The sequence below is a fragment of the Celeribacter ethanolicus genome, assembly GCF_001550095.1.
Classification (GTDB): Bacteria; Pseudomonadota; Alphaproteobacteria; order Rhodobacterales; family Rhodobacteraceae; genus Celeribacter; species Celeribacter ethanolicus.
Genome location: NZ_LRUC01000020.1, coordinates 53,354 through 72,548 on the forward strand (window position 1 = coordinate 53,354; position 19,195 = coordinate 72,548).

18 protein-coding genes are annotated in these 19,195 nt (G+C 61.1%); 3 read left to right on the top strand and 15 right to left on the bottom strand.

Annotation, left to right across the window (positions count from 1 at the left end; genetic code table 11):
* Nucleotides 1-64: 64 nt before the first annotated feature.
* Together NH195_RS09675 and NH195_RS09680 are read left to right on the top strand one after the other, a co-directional pair.
* Entirely contained in the window at nucleotides 65-1,813 is a 1,749-nt protein-coding gene (locus tag NH195_RS09675) for a sugar phosphorylase (protein ID WP_066706003.1), read from the top strand.
* A 101-nt stretch (nucleotides 1,814-1,914) separates the two neighbouring features.
* On the top strand, nucleotides 1,915-2,574 hold the full coding sequence (locus NH195_RS09680) for a TetR family transcriptional regulator (RefSeq protein ID WP_066706008.1): 660 nt from the start codon (nucleotides 1,915-1,917) through the stop codon (nucleotides 2,572-2,574).
* On the opposite strand, the gene NH195_RS09685 is transcribed toward NH195_RS09680, so the two are convergent.
* From NH195_RS09685 to NH195_RS09745, 14 genes are all read right to left on the bottom strand, one after another.
* A complete protein-coding gene (locus tag NH195_RS09685; RefSeq protein ID WP_066706010.1) occupies nucleotides 2,571-2,885 on the bottom strand; it encodes a DMT family transporter in 315 nt (104 codons plus the stop codon). The genes NH195_RS09680 and NH195_RS09685 overlap by 4 nt on opposite strands.
* Before the next feature lie 21 nt (nucleotides 2,886-2,906).
* A complete protein-coding gene (locus NH195_RS09690; protein WP_066706012.1) occupies nucleotides 2,907-3,950 on the bottom strand; it encodes a heme-dependent oxidative N-demethylase family protein in 1,044 nt (347 codons plus the stop codon).
* A 12-nt stretch (nucleotides 3,951-3,962) separates the two neighbouring features.
* A complete protein-coding gene (locus NH195_RS09695) occupies nucleotides 3,963-4,910 on the bottom strand; it encodes a PDR/VanB family oxidoreductase (RefSeq protein WP_066706014.1) in 948 nt (315 codons plus the stop codon).
* The gene (locus tag NH195_RS09700; protein ID WP_066706016.1) at nucleotides 4,907-5,500 is read right to left on the bottom strand and encodes a dimethylamine monooxygenase subunit DmmA family protein; all 594 of its coding nucleotides are present in this window, start codon (nucleotides 5,498-5,500) and stop codon (nucleotides 4,907-4,909) included. The genes NH195_RS09695 and NH195_RS09700 overlap by 4 nt, the downstream gene beginning before the upstream one ends.
* 80 nt (nucleotides 5,501-5,580) lie before the next feature.
* On the bottom strand, nucleotides 5,581-6,714 hold the full coding sequence (locus NH195_RS09705; RefSeq protein WP_066706018.1) for an aminomethyl transferase family protein: 1,134 nt from the start codon (nucleotides 6,712-6,714) through the stop codon (nucleotides 5,581-5,583).
* 107 nt (nucleotides 6,715-6,821) lie between these two features.
* Nucleotides 6,822-6,998, bottom strand: a complete 177-nt coding sequence (locus NH195_RS21165; protein WP_155846134.1) for a hypothetical protein — start codon at nucleotides 6,996-6,998, stop codon at nucleotides 6,822-6,824.
* A gap of 21 nt (nucleotides 6,999-7,019) precedes the next feature.
* Nucleotides 7,020-8,399 (bottom strand): ammonium transporter, encoded by a 1,380-nt coding sequence (locus tag NH195_RS09710; protein ID WP_066706020.1) that lies wholly within the window; start codon nucleotides 8,397-8,399, stop codon nucleotides 7,020-7,022.
* 423 nt (nucleotides 8,400-8,822) lie between these two features.
* Nucleotides 8,823-9,533: a FadR/GntR family transcriptional regulator gene (locus NH195_RS09715; protein WP_066706022.1), complete on the bottom strand. Its 711-nt coding sequence runs from the start codon at nucleotides 9,531-9,533 to the stop codon at nucleotides 8,823-8,825.
* A gap of 242 nt (nucleotides 9,534-9,775) precedes the next feature.
* The gene (purU, locus tag NH195_RS09720; protein ID WP_066706376.1) at nucleotides 9,776-10,660 is read right to left on the bottom strand and encodes a formyltetrahydrofolate deformylase; all 885 of its coding nucleotides are present in this window, start codon (nucleotides 10,658-10,660) and stop codon (nucleotides 9,776-9,778) included.
* Nucleotides 10,661-10,741: 81 nt separating this feature from the next.
* Entirely contained in the window at nucleotides 10,742-11,659 is a 918-nt protein-coding gene (gene folD / locus NH195_RS09725; protein WP_066706024.1) for a bifunctional methylenetetrahydrofolate dehydrogenase/methenyltetrahydrofolate cyclohydrolase FolD, read from the bottom strand.
* 42 nt (nucleotides 11,660-11,701) lie between these two features.
* A complete protein-coding gene (locus NH195_RS09730) occupies nucleotides 11,702-12,259 on the bottom strand; it encodes a sarcosine oxidase subunit gamma (protein ID WP_066706026.1) in 558 nt (185 codons plus the stop codon).
* Entirely contained in the window at nucleotides 12,252-15,197 is a 2,946-nt protein-coding gene (locus NH195_RS09735; protein ID WP_066706028.1) for a sarcosine oxidase subunit alpha family protein, read from the bottom strand. Before NH195_RS09735 ends, NH195_RS09730 begins: the two co-directional genes overlap by 8 nt.
* On the bottom strand, nucleotides 15,194-15,475 hold the full coding sequence (locus NH195_RS09740) for a sarcosine oxidase subunit delta (protein WP_066706030.1): 282 nt from the start codon (nucleotides 15,473-15,475) through the stop codon (nucleotides 15,194-15,196). Before NH195_RS09740 ends, NH195_RS09735 begins: the two co-directional genes overlap by 4 nt.
* A gap of 9 nt (nucleotides 15,476-15,484) precedes the next feature.
* A complete protein-coding gene (locus NH195_RS09745; RefSeq protein ID WP_066706032.1) occupies nucleotides 15,485-16,735 on the bottom strand; it encodes a sarcosine oxidase subunit beta family protein in 1,251 nt (416 codons plus the stop codon).
* 120 nt (nucleotides 16,736-16,855) lie between these two features.
* Here NH195_RS09745 and NH195_RS09750 point away from each other — a divergent pair, with 120 nt between their 5' ends.
* The gene (locus NH195_RS09750) at nucleotides 16,856-17,815 is read left to right on the top strand and encodes a GlxA family transcriptional regulator (protein WP_066706034.1); all 960 of its coding nucleotides are present in this window, start codon (nucleotides 16,856-16,858) and stop codon (nucleotides 17,813-17,815) included.
* A 57-nt stretch (nucleotides 17,816-17,872) separates the two neighbouring features.
* Here NH195_RS09750 and glnT read toward each other — a convergent pair whose 3' ends face one another.
* The gene (glnT, locus tag NH195_RS09755; RefSeq protein ID WP_066706037.1) at nucleotides 17,873-19,189 is read right to left on the bottom strand and encodes a type III glutamate--ammonia ligase; all 1,317 of its coding nucleotides are present in this window, start codon (nucleotides 19,187-19,189) and stop codon (nucleotides 17,873-17,875) included.
* Between the last annotated feature and the right edge of the window lie 6 nt (nucleotides 19,190-19,195).

Sequence of the window (19,195 nt, forward strand, 5' to 3'; positions counted from 1 at the left end):
TGCATTGAACCCGTGCAAACGGTTTGATTTACCAAAGTGAAAGAGCAACAGAAGGGGACGCCCGATGGCAAAACCGTCTTCGCAATTCAGCACGCGGCTGCGCGCGCTGATCGGCCAGATTTATCCGGAACAGAACAGCAAGCGGCTCGCCGAAGAGATCGTCGTGGCCTTCTGGCCCGAGGGCACCAAACCGCGGGCGCGGGCGCGGGTGCCGGGCAACAGCCTCTGGAACGAGACCGACACGCTGGTCATCACCTACGGCAATTCGCTGATTGACGGCCAGCACAAACCGCTAGATCTGCTCTACGACTTCCTCAATCGCTATCTCAAGGGCACGGTGCATGGCGTGCATATCCTGCCCTTCTTCCCCTTCACCTCCGACGACGGGTTCGCGGTCACCGATTACCGTCAGGTCAACAGCCAGCTTGGCGACTGGGCCGACATTCAACGCATCGGCGGTGAGTTCCGCCTGATGTCCGATCTGGTGTTGAACCACGTCTCTTCGATGTCGACCTGGTTCACCGAATATCGTCAGGGCCATGAGCCCTATGACAAGTTCTTCGTCGAAGCCTCCCCCGAGGACGATCTGTCGATGGTCACACGCCCCCGCACCTCGCCCCTGCTGCGCGAGGTTTCGACGGTCAACGGCCCGAAACATGTCTGGTGCACCTTCTCGCACGACCAGATCGACGTGGATTTCAAGAACCCCGAGGTCCTGCTCGAATTCCTGCGGATCATGCGGCTGCATGTCGACAACGGCGTGCGCATCGTGCGGCTCGATGCCGTGGCCTTTATCTGGAAGGAACTCGGCACCTCCTGCATCCACCTGCCCCAGACCCATGCCATCGTGCGGCTCATGCGCCTTCTCTGCGATTACGCCGAGGAGCGCGTGGTTCTCTTGACCGAGACGAACGTGCCCAATGCCGAGAACCTGAGCTATTTCGGCAACCGCAACGAAGCGCATATGATCTACAACTTCTCGCTGCCGCCCCTGCTGCTGCATGCGCTTTTGTCGGGAAGCTCGCTCTATCTGAACCAATGGCTGATGCGGATGCCGCCGGCGCAGCTCGGGTGTGCCTATCTCAACTTCTCCGCCTCCCATGACGGCATCGGTGTGCGCGGGGCCGAGGGGCTTCTGGCGCCTGAGGAGCTTGGTCAGGTGATCCAGCGCGTGCGCGACTCGGGTGGGCTGGTGTCGATGCGCTCGCTGCCCGACGGCTCGGAAAAACCCTATGAGCTCAACATCACCTATTTCGACGCGCTCAAAGGCACGATCGCGAAAGGTGAGGACGGCAAGCAGGTGGCGCGGTTCCTCTGTTCGCAAACCATCGTCATGGCGCTCGAAGGCGTACCTGCCTTCTACATCCATTCGCTGATCGGCACACATAACGATCACGCGGGCGTCGAGAAAACCGGCGTCAAACGTGCGATCAACCGGCATCGCTGGGATTATCCGGAACTGCGCGCCCTGCTCGACGATCCCGAGAGCCAGAACGCCCGGGTGCTGGCCGAGATGAAACGCCGGATCGGCATTCGCATCGCGCAAAAGGCCTTCCACCCGAACGCCACGCAATTCACCATGCATCTCGGCGAAGACCTGTTCGGCATCTGGCGTCAGTCGCCGAACCGCGATCAGTCGATCTTTGCGCTGCACAATGTCACCGACCGCATGGTCGAAGTGCCGCATATTTCGATCAACCTGATCGACGGAGAGGCCTGGTATGATCTTTTGAGCGGTGAAAAGATCGACCTGACGAAGCCGAACATCACCTTCGCGCCCTATCAGTGCCGCTGGATTTCCAACCGACTCTGAACCGGCTTGCGTAACGGAACCGCCTGCAAAGCGATTGACCTCCCTCCCGGCGGGCGCTAGGGGCAGGGTCATTCCACCGCCACAGGACCGAGCCGTTTGACATGTCCCTTTCCCTTGACGCAACGCTGGCGCAGCTAAGCAGCAGCGACAGCCCCAATGAGCTGTACGGCGTCACCGCCCCCTCCGCGAAAAGCCGGGCGACCGTCGAAAAGGTTCTGGAAGAGGCGGAGGCGGTTCTGGCCGAGGAGGGCGTCGCGGGGCTCACCTTCCGGGCGCTTGCACGGCGCTGCGACATGCGGCTGAGCAACCTGCAATACTATTTCGCCACACAGGAAGACCTGCTGACCGCCGTCACCCGCTATGTTCTGGTCCGGCGCCTGTCGGAGCTACAGGCCCGCGGGCCGCTGGGCCTCATCGAGACGCCGCAGCGGTTCACCGCCTATATCGAATTCCGCATGGAACGCGCCGCCGATCCGAAGGCCCAGGCGATCACCACGGGCCTCAGGGATCTGGCCCTGCGTCAGGATGGCCCCGCCCGGCATGTGGCACAGATCTGCCGGTTTCACACCGGCGTGCTGGAAGACATGATCGCCCTCCTCGCCCCCGACGTTTCAGAGCAGGACATTCGCCGCAAAGCGGCGATGATCGCGGCACTGGTCGAGGCGGTCGGGCCAACCTGCGGCCGGATGTTCGACCTGCCGGAGGAGCTGCGCCCGGCAATCCTGTCGCAGGCCCGCAGCATCGTCGGCCTTCCGGCTTAAGCCGACAGTTTCATCAGCCCCATCCCGGCCACGATCAGCGTGGCGGCGGCGATGCGCGTGAGATTGAGCGCCTCGCCATGCAGCACGACCCCGGCGATGAACGCTCCGATCGCGCCGATGCCGACCCAGACCATGTAGGATGTGCCCAGCGGCAGGCTTTTCATCGCGATGGACAGCAGACCGAAGGAGGCAAGCATGGCGACAATCGTCACCACGCTCGGCCAGAACACCGTGAACCCATTCGAGGATTTCATCGCGGTCGCCCAGACGACTTCCAGAAGCCCTGCGATGGTCAAGAGAATCCACGCCATGTTGCGTCCTCTTCTGCGTCCTTATGCATCCGGGAAAATCCCCGGCGACGTCGGCGCACCATCATCGAATTGCGACAGGTAGTCCACGATGATTTTCTGGTTCACCGCAAAGCCTTTGTACTCCGCCAGAGCCGGGTCGATGTCGCGCAGCACGCGGTGCAGGCGGCGGCCCCATTTCGGGTTCGACGCAATGTCTTCGAGGTTCATCAAATAGCACCGGATCGGAAACGCCAGCGCATTGGAGCGCGGCAGGCGGAAAAACGTCTGTAGCTCAACGCGCAGAAATTGTTTCTGGCCGACGTTTTCCGGCGTAATCGTCCGCTTTTCCGGGCCCCATTTGTGGTAGTTCTCGGGCGAGGTATCGAGACGCGGATTGACCGTCATCGTCCAGTTCAACCGGCGATAATGCTGGCCCTGGCCCACCGCCAAAAGGAATTTCAACGCCTTGTCGAACACGCCCATCTTGCGGGCTTTCGGCACCGGCGCGTGCCATTCGAAAAAATTCATGCCCACATCGAAATCCAGCGACCAGTCGGCCTGGGACGTGATCATCCCGGCGTCCATCCAGAGATTGTTGTCGCGCTCATGCAGCAACGCAAAATCGCCCTGCGTCTGCCGCGTGATATATTCCATCGGTCCGCACGGGAGCGTGGTCGCGTCCAAGAACGTGAATTTCTTCTCAATCCCCAACGGCTTGTTGATCCAGTGCCAGTCGTTGCCATCACGATGCAGCGTGAAAAGATCGGGGTAATCCCGCGCCTTCGACACCATGATGAGTTCGAGCAAATCCCAGCCCGCCAACTCCATATGCGGCAAGGACTGACAGCGCAGCGGGTCTTCGGCCAGCGTGATCTCGCGATCCTTCATCTCCGCCACATAATGCTCGTCCACATCGAACATCTTTTCGAACGGCGTGTCTTTCGGGCCGCCCGGATGCTGTTCGATGTTGACCGAGTACATGTAGCTGTCCTGATCGAACGGAAAGGGAAACCGGCGGATCGCCTCGGGGGAATTGTGATAGGTGTAATCGCCCCGGAAGGTCTCGTCATTGAATTGCATGGTCATGGGTCTGTCTCCTCACAGGTCCAGTTCAAGTCGCGTGCCTTTGAAACGCGACATGCAGGGCATGATGTCTTGTTGTGCGGCGCGCTCGTCGTCCGACAGCCAGTGATCGTTGTGCAGAATGCGCCCGTCACAGGCCGTCACTTTGGTATGGCAACGCCCGCAAGCCCCGCCGCGGCAGGAATAATCAATGTCCACCTTGGCGGCTTCCAAAGCCTCCAAAAGGCTCTGATCGGCTTTCACATGCACGGTCTTGCCGGAGGATTTCACCACCACGTCAAAGGGTTCGCCCGGCGGGGGCGCGGTGAAGGCTTCGGAATGCACCGCAGCTTTGGGCCAGCCCAAGCGCGCGGTCTGATCGGCCACCGCCGTGATCAACCCGTCGGGACCGCAGGTGTAGACATGGGTTCCCAGAGGTTGACCGTCGAGAATGGCGCCAAGGTCCATGCGCGACCCCTCTTCCGAGATATGCACATGGATATGCGCGGCCTGCGGCAAAAGCTTGATCCCGGCGGCCTCTTCGCGCGACCGGGCGGCGTAATGCAGCTCGTAGGGTTTCTGCTCCATGTCGAGCTGACGCAGTTGCGACAGGAAAGGCGTGATGCCGATGCCGCCGCCGATCAGCACATGCTTGCGCGCACGCAGGTCGAGTTGGAACAGGTTCGAGGGCAATGAGACAGTGATGTCATCGCCTTCCGACACTTTCGTGTGCATGTAAAGCGAGCCACCCCGCCCCCTGTCCTCGCGGCGCACGGCGATCTCATAGGCGCTGCCGTCATAAGGATCGGAGATCAGCGAATAGGAATTGCGGCGGATGGTGTCGCCTTCGGGCATCTCGACGGTCAAATGCGCACCACCGGAGAAGACCGGCAGAGTGGCACCCGTCGGATCCTCGAAGCGGAAGCGTTTCACCAAGGGCGAGAGTTGTTCAACCGCCGTGACTTTCAAACACAGTTTTTTCATGCCTGAATCTCCACGACCTCGGGCACGACACCCGGGGTTTCCGCATCGACACAGACGCCTTGGAACACGCCCAAACGGCGCGAGAAATGATCGCGCACGAAGAGCGTCAGCCCGCAATGGGCGCAGGTAAAGGGATCCGTGGTGACATCTTCGGTGATGCCCTTGCAATGCACGCATTGCATCCGCCGCGCGATGGAACCGCGATGCTCCATCTGGATCTCATCGACCGGCATCCCGGCGGCAAACGCTAGGGCGGAGACATGGCCGATCAACCCTTCGGAGCCTGCGAGATAGATCTGCGTGCCCATCCGCGCCGTGTTCAAAAGCTGGGTCACCAGCGGCGTGGCGGCGTCGAAATCGGGGGCCTCATGCAGGGCAACAGGTTTGACATCGCCAAGAGCGGCGGCGTCACAGCCAACCAGCACCACATGGGCGTGATCCATGACGGAGGCGTCAGAAGCGGCCAGATCGAAGAGCGCGGCAGCGCCTGCCTCATCCGCGACCATGATCGCGGGGGCGGCACCTTGCGAGACAAGCCCGGCGTAGGTCGGCCGGCTGTCGATGGACGGGGAAAATTCAGTCTTGGGCATTACGGGTCCTGTTGGTCTCAGGAGGCGGGCACGGGATTGCGCCCGCCTCGTAAGTCTTTGTGCTGATTTATATTTGGGGCTTAACCCTTGGCGGTGCGACGTTTCTTGTCGACGTCGTAGAAGGGCATCGGATGCGCGATGGCCTTGATCTCGCCATCGGGGTTCTTGACCGTGAGTTCGGTGCCTTCGACGGCGCACTCGACCGGCATACGCGCGATGCCGACGTTGTGCTCATTGAGGGGCGAGTACATGCCGATGGTCACGACGCCCACCTCTTGGCCGTCTTTCAGCAAAGGCGCACCTTCGGCGGCGGGCGTCGTACCCTCGAGTTTCACACCGTAGATTTTGAAGCGCTCTTTGCCCTTCAGACGGTAATGCTCCTCGGCGCCACGGAATCCGGTCTTGCCCGGCGAGACGGTGAACTCGAGACCCAACTCCCACAGCGTGTCGCCATTGGACTCGTCTTCGAACGGGTACATTTCCGAGTTGTCATAGGGGAAGAACAAGAGATAACTCTCCGCGCGCAGCCAATCGAGCGTGGTGAAGCGCGTCGGGATGATGCCCATCGCTGCGCCTTCCGCCACGATGGTGTCCCAAATTTCGACGGCATCCTGACGGCGGCAGAAAATCTCATAGCCGCGCTCGCCGGTGTAGCCGGTGCGGGAAATCATCACAGGCTTGCCGAAGAGCGTCGTCTGGATGTGGCTGAAATAGACCACATCACGGATGCCCGGCACATGTTTTTCAAGGTAATCGACAGCCATCGGGCCTTGCAGCGAAATGTCGTGCAACTCGTCGTCGAAGAGCACGGCGACATTGCGCCCGGCGGCGTATTTCGTCAGTTGCTCATGCCCCGCGCCGGAGCCATGCACGACCATGAAATTCTGCGGCCCGAGACGGTAGATCACACAGTCATCGACGAATTTGCCGGCATCATTGAGCATGGTGGCATAGGTCGATCGACCGGGTTTCAGTTTTTCGATATTGCGGGTCGTGGCCTTGTCGATCACGTATTGGGCGTGCGGCCCCACAACGTAAACCTTCTTGAGGCCCGAGACATCCATGACGCCCGCCTTGGTGCGGATCGCCAGATACTCCTCCGTCTGATCCTTGTCATAGCTCCAGGCGGTGCCCATGCCGCTCCAGTCTTCGAGATCGGAGCCAAGGGCGCGGTGCCGGTCCGCCAGTGCGGAAAATCTCCATGATGCGATCATTGTTTTTATCCTTAGGGTCGTATTTTGAATTCTGTTTGATGGGAACCGGCGACGGGTTGCGCCGCCGGTTCAGGGGAAGGGTGTGAAGCCCTGTCTTGAGACCGGGATCAGTCTTTCTTCTCGGTCGCCTTGTAGGCATGTTCCTCGTGGCGCCAGCCGAACACGATCGCGATCACGACCATGGCGAGGCAGGCAAAGAGCCAGAGACCTTCGACGGAGCCGTAACCCGCGTAAATCGCGCCGGTGATGCCGTCCCAGGAGGTTGCGTCAAAAGGTGCTTCCATTTCGATAGTCCTTTCTTGAGATCACTCAGCCGGGCTGACCGACGGGTGAAGCGCTTCGGGGTAGGCTTCGGCAGGCACTTTGACCTTGTCGAGCCCCATGATCTCGGCTTCTTCCGGCACGCGGAGCTGACCGGTCACCTTCAGGATGAAGGAGATGGCATAGCCCGGCACGAACCCGAGAGCGCCCATCACACCGGCACCGACAAGCTGGCCGAGGAAGGAGGTCTCGATGACATCTTCGCCGAACATTGCCGGGTAGCCCTGGGCCGCGATACCGACCGCCAGAAGTCCCCACATGCCGAGGAACCCGTGCACAGCGAAGGCCCCCACGGCGTCGTCGATGCCGCGACGTTCGATGAAGGAGGCGACAAAGGGCATGGCGCAGGCACCGATGAACCCGATCGCAAACGCCATCGGCGGATACCAGAGGTCGAGACCGGCAGCACAGGAGATGATCCCGCCGAGAGCCCCGGACATCATCCAGAACGGATCGCGGGTGATCATCCAGGCCCCGATGATGCCACCGGCAAAGCCCATCAGCGTGTTGAAGGTCATGCCGGAGATGGTCATCGGCGTGCCGTAGATCGTCGCTTCGATGTCCGTGCCCCAGGACCAGGCTTCGCCCGGAACGATGACACAGCCCATCAAAAAGCCCCAGAACCCGGCGATGATCAGCATGAGGCCGATCAGCGTCATCGGCATGGAGTGACCCGGGATGTGGTTGGCGGAGCCGTCGGCATTGAACTTGCCGATCCGCGGCCCGAGGTTGATCAGGACACCGAGCGAAAAGAAGCCCGCGATCATGTGCACGACACCTGCGGCGCCGAAGTCATGATAGCCGAACTTGGTGACCAGCCAGCCATCCGCGTGCCAGCCCCAGGCAGCCGCGAGAATCCAGACGAAGGCGCCCAGAACGATGGCCAGAACGACAAAGCCGGTCAGCTTGATGCGCTCGATCACGCCGCCCGAGAGGATGGATGCGGTCGTTGCGGCAAACAGCACGAATGCCCCCCAGAACACACCGGAGGCACGGTCGTCGAGATTGGGACCCATGTATTGGCTCCACGGCAGGGCGACGTCATTGGCATAGGCCAGACCGGACGTGCCCATCGCACCTTCGGACAGCGTCAGACCCGTCGGGAAGGCCCAGTAGATCCACCAGCCGACGAAATAAAAGAACGGAACGATCATCGCGAAGGCGAGGATGTTCTTGATGCCGGAGGCCAGCGCGTTCTTCGACCGCGATGCGCCCATTTCATATGCGAGGAACCCGGCGTGGATGAGTACCATCAGCGGGATCGTCAGAAAGTAGAAAGTCTCGGAAAACGTGCCATTTGTCGCGGCATGGTTTCCCTGTAGCTCCGCAACCGCGGCAGCCAAGGATGCAAGATCCTGTTCCAAGTCGTTCTCCCTGTCCTGTTGAACTTGATTGGAATATCAAGCCAGCTTGGCCCGGTTTTGGTTTGGACCAATTGTGCGAACTGGCTCACTCAGTGAGTTCATGAAAGCGGAAGGGATCACCATGGGTCAAAGTTTTTTCCTCTGAGGAATTAATTTTGACACGGGCTGCGCCACTTTTTAGGTCAAACGACCACCCTTATTTGACGGAGTGCTGAATTTCTGGGCGCAGATGGAATGTCGCCAGACCCGGCTGACAAAGCGAGAGGGAATACGGCCGCAGAGAAAGCCCAGGGCCACCGCCCCGACAGGACGGAAACGGCTCGAAGATTCGCCCGCTTTCTCGGATCAAACGGTCAAGAAATAGCAAGGAAACCCGAATTGCCTTCCTCGCGGATTGGTAGGGCCAATCCCAAAGGAAAAACGTCAGCCTTCCTGGAGCAACAGCCGCTGATCCTCGATCAGGGCAAGCTTCATGAATTCGCTGGCCTCTTCGATGTCCCGCGCCGCAATGGCGTTGAACAACCCGTTGTAGCCCTGCTGATAGATCGCAATCCGGGTCGGCGTCAGGTGACGCCGGTACATCGCGGTGCGGAACGACTGCCGCCGGGCATCGAGCACGAGATTGTAGCAGGCGATCACAAGCGGGTTGCCCGTACCCTCCGCGAGCAGCCGGTGGAACTCTTCCTCAAGCCGCACGAAGGCCGCTGCATCGGTCTGTACCGCTTCCATTTTCGACAAGACGACGGAGAGCGCCTCGATCTGTCGCGGCGACATGTTGACGATCGCGAGCCGCACCATTTCCGGCTCGATGATCCCCCGCATCACCTGCAATTGCAGCGGTCCGGTCTCTGCGGCAACCGGCGACAGCGCCTCCCCCTGTCCGTCAGGATCATAGGTCACGAAAGAGCCAGACCCTGCCCGCCGGCGGATCATGCCGCGCGCTTCGAGCTGATCCAGAGCCTCGCGCACCGTGTTGCGCGCCACCCCCAGTTCCTGCGCCAGTTGCCGCTCCGACGGCAGGCGTTCTTCGGTCGCGTATTCCTGCGTCACGATCCGCGTCGACAGCGTCTCGATCACATATTTCACCGTCGCCCCGGGAAGCGAGGTCGTGGGAGGCAGGGCAGAATTGGGCACGCGGTCAGTCCTTTGCGGTTTCCGACTATTAGACCAATTTTTTACAACTGGTCCAGAGAGAGCGTGCTGGTTCAATCGCCCAGAATGCGAAAGAGGCGCGGAAAACCGCGCCTCTTTGGGGAAGTTCTAGGGGGTTTGGTCTTTGACGAGAGTTTGCCCGGCGCCCGCAGGGGTGCGGGCGCGTTCGGCGCTTCTATCGCTCCACCGGAGCGATGGATCGGCCCCTTAGGGCCGACCGCGCCTCACCCCATCCGCTCACTGGAATAGGACCCCGGCGAGGCCTGGAACACTACCGTTTTGTTGCCGTTCAGGAAGACCCGATGGTTGGCATGCGCATGGATCGCACGGGCCAGAACCTGGCTTTCCACGTCACGGCCCAGAGACACGAAATCGTCCGGACTCTGCGCGTGGGTGATCCGCACGACGTCCTGCTCGATGATCGGCCCCTCGTCGAGATCGGCGGTCACATAGTGCGAGGTCGCCCCGATCAGCTTCACGCCGCGCGCATAAGCCTGTTTGTACGGGTTAGCGCCCTTGAACGACGGCAGGAAAGAGTGGTGGATGTTGATGATCCGACCCGACATCACCTTGCACATCTGATCAGACAGGATCTGCATGTAGCGGGCCAGAACGATCAGCTCGGCGCCCGAATCCTCGACCACTTTCATGATCGCACCCTCGGCCTCCGGTTTGTTCTCCTTGGTCACACGAATATAGTGGAACGGAATATCGTTGTTCACGACAACCTTTTGATAATCCATGTGGTTCGAGATCACCGCAACGATTTCCACCGGCAGCGCACCGATGCGCACACGGTAGAGCAAATCGTTCAGACAATGGCCGAAACGGCTCACCATGATCACGACTTTCATCTTCACGCTCTCGTCATGGAAGGCATAGGTCATGGCGAAATCTTCAGCGATCTTGGCGAAGTCCTTTTCAAGCGACGCCTGCGCCACGCCCTCTTCCGAATTGAAACTCACGCGCATGAAGAACTGGCCGGTTTCGGTGTCGTCGAATTGCGAACTGTCGGTGATGTTGCAGCCGTGCTCCGCGAGGAAGGTGGCGATGGCGGCGACGATCCCGCGCGTCGTGGCGCAGGTCACGGTGAGGCAGTATTTCGTCATCTTTTTCTCCAGATGCAAGGCGCTCCCCTGATGCGCGCCCTCGATGTTGGTGTGTTGTTTTTGTTATGTTTTATTATTGATTTAGGCGGTAAGCCCGTCGGGCTCGGGAAGCTCATGGGCGCGGCAGGCCGCCGTCACGGTATTGGCCAAGAGGCAGGCGATGGTCATCGGACCCACCCCACCCGGAACCGGCGTGATCGCCCCGGCAACCTCGACCGCCGTATCGAATTCGACATCGCCGACAAGCTTGGTCTTGACGGTCCCGTCTTCGCGCAGACCTTTTTCCGGCGCCTCGACCCGGTTGATGCCCACGTCGATCACGGTCGCACCGGGTTTCACCCAGCTGCCCTTGATCATCTCCGGACGCCCGACAGCCGCCACGAGAATGTCGGCGCGGCGGCAGACCTCTTCGATGTCCTTGGTGCGCGAATGCGCGATGGTCACGGTGCAGCTGTCGCGCAGCAACAGTTGCGCCATCGGTTTGCCCACAATGTTCGAGCGCCCGACGACCACGGCATTGAGGCCCGACAGGCTGCCAAGCTGATCGCGCAGCATCATCAGACAGCCGAGCGGCGTGCAAGGCACCATGCTCTTTTGTCCGGTGCCCAGAAGACCCACGTTCGAAATATGGAACCCGTCCACATCCTTTGCCGGGTCAATCGAGTTGATCACCAGATCGCTGTCGAGATGGTCCGGCAGCGGCAATTGCACGAGGATGCCATGCACCGCCGGATCGGCGTTGAGCTGCTCGATGAGCGCCAGAAGATCGGCCTCCGACGTGTCCGCCGAGAGTTTGTGCTCATAGGAATTCATCCCGCATTCCACGGTCTGCTTGCCCTTGTTGCGCACGTAAACCTGGCTTGCCGGGTCTTCGCCGACCAGCACCACGGCCAGACCGGGCGTGATGTTGTGAACCTCTTTGAGGCGCGCCACATGGGCGGCCACTTTCTCGCGGACGGTCTCGGCAAAGGCCTTCCCGTCGATGATCTGTGCAGTCATTGGTTATCCTCCAATCGGTTCCGAGAACCTCAGTCCGAAAACTCAGTCCTCAAGGCGGCGGGCGGCCACGGCCAGTGCGTGCCAGAGCGACCCCGCCAGGGTACGCATCCCGATCACCGCGAGCCGGTCCTCGGCCCGACGGATCAGGAAAACCGTCATATGTTCAAGCCCCGTGCGCGTCGCCTGCCCCGGCCCGAAGGCCTTCGGGTCGATGTTGACGAGCTTGGCCATCAGCGCCTCGATCGGCCTCGCGCCCTGCGTCGAGGCGATCTCGAACGCGGTGAACCCGTCCGTTTGCTCGGTGACGGAACACTCCGGCACCTCGGATTTCAACATCGCGGCGAAATCCACCTCGGCCTTGCCCGCAGCTTCGATCATCCATTGTCCGCGCCCGGTCCAGAAGGCGGCATAATCGCCCATGGACACGGCTTTGCCGACTCCCGGAAGCATCAGGCCAAAGGGCTGAGGCACCTCCTGCCCGGCCCGCAGGCTCAGGGAGGCCAGACCGAGATCGGCGTTTTCCGTGGTGGTCAGCGCGCCGAATACCTCGGTCCGCGCCACCGTGCCGCCCAGGGCGGTGATGGGGGTCAGATCAGTCACGGAGACGTCCTCCTTCAGGGTCCACGAAATGGGCAGAGACCACTTCGACCTTCAATTCCTTGCCTTCCAGCGGGTTGGCCGCGATCAGCACCTCGCCCATCCGTTCTGCGCCGTTCTTAAGGAACCCGAGCGCGATATAGCTTTCGAGATGCGGCGAGTAACAGGACGAGGTGACCCAACCCTGATCGCTGGTCATCGTCTGCGCCTCACCTTGGGTGAAAAGATGCGACCCGGCCATGACCTGCGTTTGCGCCTCGAGCGGTTTGAAACCGACAAGTCGACGTTTTTCCGCAGCCATGCCTTCGCGCCGCGACATCACGGCGCCGATGCTGTCTTTCTTCGCCGACACCATCTTGCCCAGCCCCAGCATCTGCGCCGTGGTCTGACCGTTGAGTTCGGCCCCCGCCGCGTGACCTTTTTCGATCCTGAGAACCGCCAGTGCTTCGGTGCCGTAGGGCGTCGCGCCAAGGTCCGCGCCCTGCTCCATCAGCCGCTGCATCAGAGCATGGCCGTAGCGGGCAGGCACCGCGATCTCATAGGCCAACTCGCCAGAGAAGGAGATGCGGAACAGACGCGCCCGCAAACCGTTGCAGATCGTCAGCTCAGAGCAGGCCATGAAGGGAAACGCCTCGTTCGAAAGGTCGAACCCATCGACGATCCGGGTAAGAAGCTCGCGCGATTTCGGCCCCACCACGGCGATCTGCGCCCAGGCGTCGGTGGTCGAGATGAGCTGCACATCCAGCTCCGGCCAGAGGCATTGATGCGCGAATTCCATCTGGCGATACACCAGCCCTGCGTTGGCGGTCGTCGTCGTGACCACATAGTGATCCTCCGCCATCTGCGCACAGGTGCCGTCATCATAGGCGTGCCCATCTTCGCGCAGCATCAGACCGTAACGCACCATGCCGACCTTCAGCGCGCCCATCATGTTGGAATACATGCGGTTGAGGAACTCACCTGCATCCGCACCCTGCACATCGACCTTACCAAGCGTGGTCACATCACAGAGGCCCACCCCGGAGCGCACGGCCAGAACCTCGCGGTCCACGGTCTGCCGCCAAGTGGTTTCGCCAGTGCGCGGGAAATATTGCGCCCGCATCCATTGGCCCACTTCGACGAACGCGGCGCCTTGGGCTTCGGCCCAGTGATGAGTCGGCGTCAGGCGGCGCGGACGGAACAGCGGCCCGGTGTCACCGCCGCCCAAGACGGCGAGAGACACGCCGGTATAGGGCGGGCGGAAGATTGTGGTGCCGGTTTCGGGGATCGACTTGCCGGTCAGCTCGGCCATCACCGCCAGAGCCGAGATGTTCGAGGTCTTGCCCTGATCGGTCGCCATGCCCAGCGTGGTCCAGCGTTTCAGATGCTCGACCGGCTTCATATTTTCCTTATGCGCCAAGGCAATATCTTTGACGGTCACGTCGTTCTGGAAATCGACCCAAGCGCGCTTCGTACCGGGAACGTGCCAGAAGGCAGCCTGCTCGGACGGCATATTCTCCGCCTTCGGAAGCGCAATTTCAGAGGCCGCAACACCGATCTCGGAAAGCGCCGTGATCGCGGCTTTCATACCATCCGTCAGCGCCTCTGCGGTGCCACCCTTGCCTGCCGCAGCGCCTGCCGGGATCAGGCCTTTCGGCCCATCCGGGCTCGGAACGAAGGCCAAAAGATCGTCATTCCAGACCGGACGCCCGCGGTGGTGCGAGGCCAGATGCACGTTCGGGTTCCAACCGCCCGCGACACCAAGCGCGCCGACGGAGTGCCATTCGGACCGCCCGTTGCGGGTGACCTCAATCGACGTGAGGCCCAGACGCCCTTTCGTCCCGGTCACAGTAGACCCAGCAAAGACCTCATAGTCGCCAAACCGCGGCGCCGCCTCACGGGCGTCGATCACGCCCAGAACCTTCGCGCCCCTGGCGATCAGATCCATCGCCGTGCGGTGCCCGTCGTCGCCATTGGTGAAAATCGCAATCGCGTCCCCGTCCCGCTTCACCGGGCTGACGGCCCAGCGGTTGGCATAGGCGCGCATCGCCCCCGCCAGCATCACACCCGGACGGTCGTTGTCGGCAAAGGGGATATGCCGCTCCGTCGCGCCCGCCGCCAGAACCGTGCGCTTCGCGGTGATCCGCCAAAGCGTCTGGCGCACCTTGTCGCCCGGAACGGCCAAGTGATCCGACACCCGCTCCACTGCACCGAAGATGCCGTGATCGTAGACGCCGAACACCGTGGTGCGGGTCATGATGCGGACATTCGGCAGGCTTTCAAGTTCGGCCTTCGCGCTTGCGACCCAGTCCATCGCATTTGCGCCATCAAGCGCGTCGCTCTCCGACATGAGACGCCCACCAAGGGCGAAATCTTCATCGGCAAGGATCACATCCGCGCCCGCACGCCCCGCCGTCAAAGCCGCCGCAAGCCCGGCCGCACCGGCTCCTACGATCAGAAGATCGCAATGCAGGAAACCTTTATCGTAGTCGTCCGGGTCCGGCAGCATCGAAAGCGATCCAAGCCCTGCCGCCTTGCGGATCATCGGCTCGTAGAGCTTTTCCCAGAACGCTTTCGGCCACATGAAGGTCTTGTAATAGAATCCCGCTGCAAAGAACGGCGACAGCAAATCGTTCACCGCCAAAAAATCGCGGTGGAGCGGTCCTATGTGGTTTTGCGAGCGTGCCGTCAGCCCGTCGAACAGTTCCGCCACTGTGGCGCGCGTGTTCGGCTCCTGCCGCGCGCCGGTGCGCAGTTCGACCATGGCATTAGGTTCCTCGGAACCTGCCGCCACAACGCCGCGCGGTCGGTGATATTTGAAACTCCGGCCCATGAGTTGGACGCCATTGCCCAGAAGGGCGGAGGCCAATGTGTCGCCTTGGAAGCCTTTGTAAGCCTTGCCGTTGAAGGTGAAATTCAGCGGCGCGTTGCGGTCGATCAGACCACCAGTCAGACGGGTCATTCTGCCGCTCCCAGTTTCACGTTCGAGGCCAGTTCCGCCCCGAGAATTTCATGCGTGGTGGTGTCGCGCGTCACGACAAGCCAGCTTCGGTCGCCCTGTTCGTGGAACCAAAGTTCGCGGTGCACGCCCGCCGGGTTCTCGCGCTGGAACACATAGTCGCAGAATTGCGCTTCGGCATTTTCCGCCGTCGCATCGGGCCGGTGCATCAGATTGGCGTCGCCCAGATAGGTGAATTCCTGACTGTCGCGCAGGCCGAGAAGGGGATGAGGGATCAGCATCTTTTCACCTCAATGCAGGTTGGGTTGGGCGCCAACGCCCTTTTCGTCGATGACATAACCGCGCTCGAACCGGTCGAGCCGATAGGCGGCGGCGGTCTCATGCGGACGGCCGGTCGCAAGCAAATGCGCAAAGGCATAACCGGAGGCGGGCGTCGCCTTGAAGCCCCCGTAACACCAGCCGGCGTTGAGATAGAGCCCGTCGATATGGGTCTGGTCGATGATCGGCGAGCCGTCCATGGACATATCCATGATCCCGCCCCAGCTGCGCAAAAGCCGCGCGCGCCCGATCATCGGCATGAGCGCCATGCCGCCTTCGAGCACATCTTCGACCACCGGCAGGTTGCCGCGTTGCGCATAGGAATTGTAACCGTCGATGTCGCCACCGAACACCAGCCCGCCCTTGTCGGACTGGCTCACATAGAAGTGCCCCGCGCCAAAGGTGATGACGCCCGGAATGGTCGGCTTGAGCCCTTCGGAGACGAAGGCCTGCAACACATGGCTTTCGATCGGCAGGCGCATTCCGGCCTTGGCCATGACCCGCCCCGAGGACCCGGCGACAGCCACGCCGACCTTCTTGGCCCCGATAAAGCCGCGCGAGGTTTCGACACCCAAAACCTTGCCACCTTCGATCTTGAACCCGGTGACTTCGCAATTCTGAATGATGTCGACGCCGCGCATATCGGCACCGCGGGCATAGCCCCAGACCACCCCATCGTGGCGCGCCGTGCCCGCGCGTTCCTGCATCAAGCCGCCCTTGATCGGGAAGCGCGCATTGTCGAAATTCAGGAAGGGCACCATCCCTTTCAACTCGTCACGCGACAACAGCCGCGCGCCCGCACCGACCAGCATCATCGCATTGCCGCGACGGCGATAGGCATCGCGCTGAGCGTCGGTGTGGATCAGGTTGATGATCCCGCGCTGCGACACCATCGAGTTGAAATTGGTTTCCTGCTCCAGATTTTCCCAAAGCTTCATCGAGAATTCATAGAACGGCTCGTTACCCGGCAGGAGATAGTTCGACCGGATGATCGTCGTGTTCCGCCCGATATTGCCGGAGCCGAGCCAGCCCTTTTCCAGCACCGCAACCTTCAGCTCACCAAAGGTTTTCGCCAGATAAAAGGCCGTCGCAAGCCCATGTCCGCCTCCGCCGACAATCACGATGTCATAGGCGGGTTTCGGCTCCGGGTTGCGCCACAATGGCGTCCACCCTTTGTGCCCGGTCAGGGCCTCTTTCACGACTTTGAAACCAGAGAATTTCATGCAGGTGCGCTCCTTCGTCTGATCCTGTTCTAGCGGGGATTTTCGCCCTGTACATCCATATTCAAGTCGTATATTTTCAAATTCAGGACGTATTTTCATATTTCTCGACAGGCCCTGAACATGAAGAGAATCGCCTTTCTGCTGGTCGATGGATTCGCCCTTTTGTCGACCGCATCCGCGCTCGAACCGCTGCGTGCGGCAAACCTGTTTTCGCCCACCTTGCGCTATGAGGTGACCCTGCTTTCAAGCTCCGGCGGCATGGTCAAATCCTCCGTCGGCGGCGCGTTTGAGACCCGCTCTTTTCGGGATCTTTTCCCCCGTTTCGATCTGGTTTTCGTCGTTGCGGGTGGCGATCCTGCGCGCGTCAACGACCCAGCACTTTTTGCCTGGCTGAGACAGGCCGACCGGTCCGGCGTGGCGCTCGGCGGCATCTCCGGCGGGGCGGTCATTCTGGCCAAGGCCGGACTTCTGGCGAACCGTCGTTTCACTGTCCACTGGCACCATTACAACGATTTCGACAAGCTCCCCGGCGACTGGCTTTTGGAGCGGCGATTGTTCGTGATCGACCGCGACCGCTACACCTGCGCCGGTGGCTCCGCGCCGCTCGACATGATGCATGCCATCATCGCCCGTGACCACGGAACCGCCTTCGCCCAACGCATTTCCGACTGGTTCATCCAGACCGAAGTGCGCGGAGCGGATGCGCCGCAACGGTCCTCGATCACCGGGCGCTATGGCGTCATCCCGCTCCCGGTCGAGGCCGCTTTGGAACTGATGGAAAGCCATATCGCCGACCCTCTCGGTCAGGATCAGATCGCCACGCTCGCAGGCCTTTCGACCCGGCAATTGCAACGCCAGTTTCGCGAGACGACGGGCCGGTCGATCATGGAAGAATATCGCCGTATCCGTTTGGAAACAGGGAAAGATTTGATCACCTCGACCCGCATTCCATTGACCGAGATCGCCCAGATGACCGGGTTCTCCTCGCAGGCGCATTTCTCCGATGCCTTCCGCAAACTCTACGGCACTGCCCCCTCCACCCTGCGAAAACGGGAGGCCATAAAAAAAGGCCCGGCATAAGCCGGGCCTTGGGGAACAGTGGCGGTTCTGGGGCCGCCACTCAGGGAAGTTCTTGGATCAGATGTCCAGCGTGTTGTCTTTTTCCCAGCGCGAGAAATGCGACACGAAGGAATTCCACTCGCGGTGCTTCATCTTGATGTAAGAGGCCGAGAAATCGTTGCCCAGCATGGCTTTCAACTCCGGATCGGCGTCATAGGCGCGGATCGCGTCCAGCATGTTGAGCGGCAGTTTCGGCGCGCCTTCGATCTTGTGACCTTCGGCATACATGTCGATGTCGTAACGCGGGCCGGGGTTGGCTTTGGAGCGGATCCCCGAGAGACCGGCAGCGATGATCACGGCCTGCAAGAGATAGGGGTTCACCGCCCCGTCCGGCAGGCGCAACTCGAACCTTCCGGGGCCCGGCACGCGGACCATGTGGGTGCGGTTGTTGCCGGTCCAGGTGACGGTATTGGGCGCCCAGGTCGCGCCCGACATGGTGCGCGGCGCGTTGATGCGTTTGTAGGAGTTCACCGTCGGGTTGGTGATCGCCGCCAAGGCTTCGGCATGTTTCATGATCCCGCCGAGGAAGTAACCGCCCTGCTCGGAAAGCCCCACTTCACCGACCTGCCCACCGGCATTGCCCGCGAATGCGTTGGTCTTGCCGTCGAGGTCCCACACGGAAATATGCGCGTGGCAACCGTTGCCGGTCAGGCCCTGAATGGGCTTCGGCATGAAGGTGGCGCGCAGACCGTGTTTCTCGGCGATGGATTTCACCATGAACTTGAAGAAACTGTGACGGTCGGCGGTGATCAGCGCGTCGTCGAAATCCCAGTTCATCTCGAACTGGCCGTTGGCGTCCTCGTGGTCGTTCTGATACGGACCCCAGCCCAGCTCCAGCATGTAATCGCAGATCTCGGCGATCACGTCATAGCGGCGCATCACGGCCTGCTGGTCATAACAGGGTTTCTCCGCCGTATCGAACGGGTCGGAAATCTGATCGCCCTCGGGGGTGAGGATAAAGAATTCGGCCTCGATCCCGGTCTTGACGCGCAGACCTTCTTCAGCGGCTTCCTTGATCAGTTTCTTCAGCACGTTGCGCGGCGCCTGTTCGACCGGCTGATCTTCCATGATGCAATCGGCGGGCACCCAGGCCACTTCCGGCTTCCACGGCAATTGGATGACCGCATCCGGGTCCGGCACGGCCAGCATGTCGGGATGCGCCGGCGTCAGGTCGAGCCAGGTCGCAAAGCCCGCAAAGCCAGCCCCGTCTTCCTCCATACCCGCGATCGCGGAGGCCGGCACGAGTTTGGCGCGCTGGCCACCGAACAGATCGGTGTAGGAGATCATGAAATATTTCACGCCGTTCTCTTCGGCGAATTTGGCAAGTTTGCTCATCTGTAT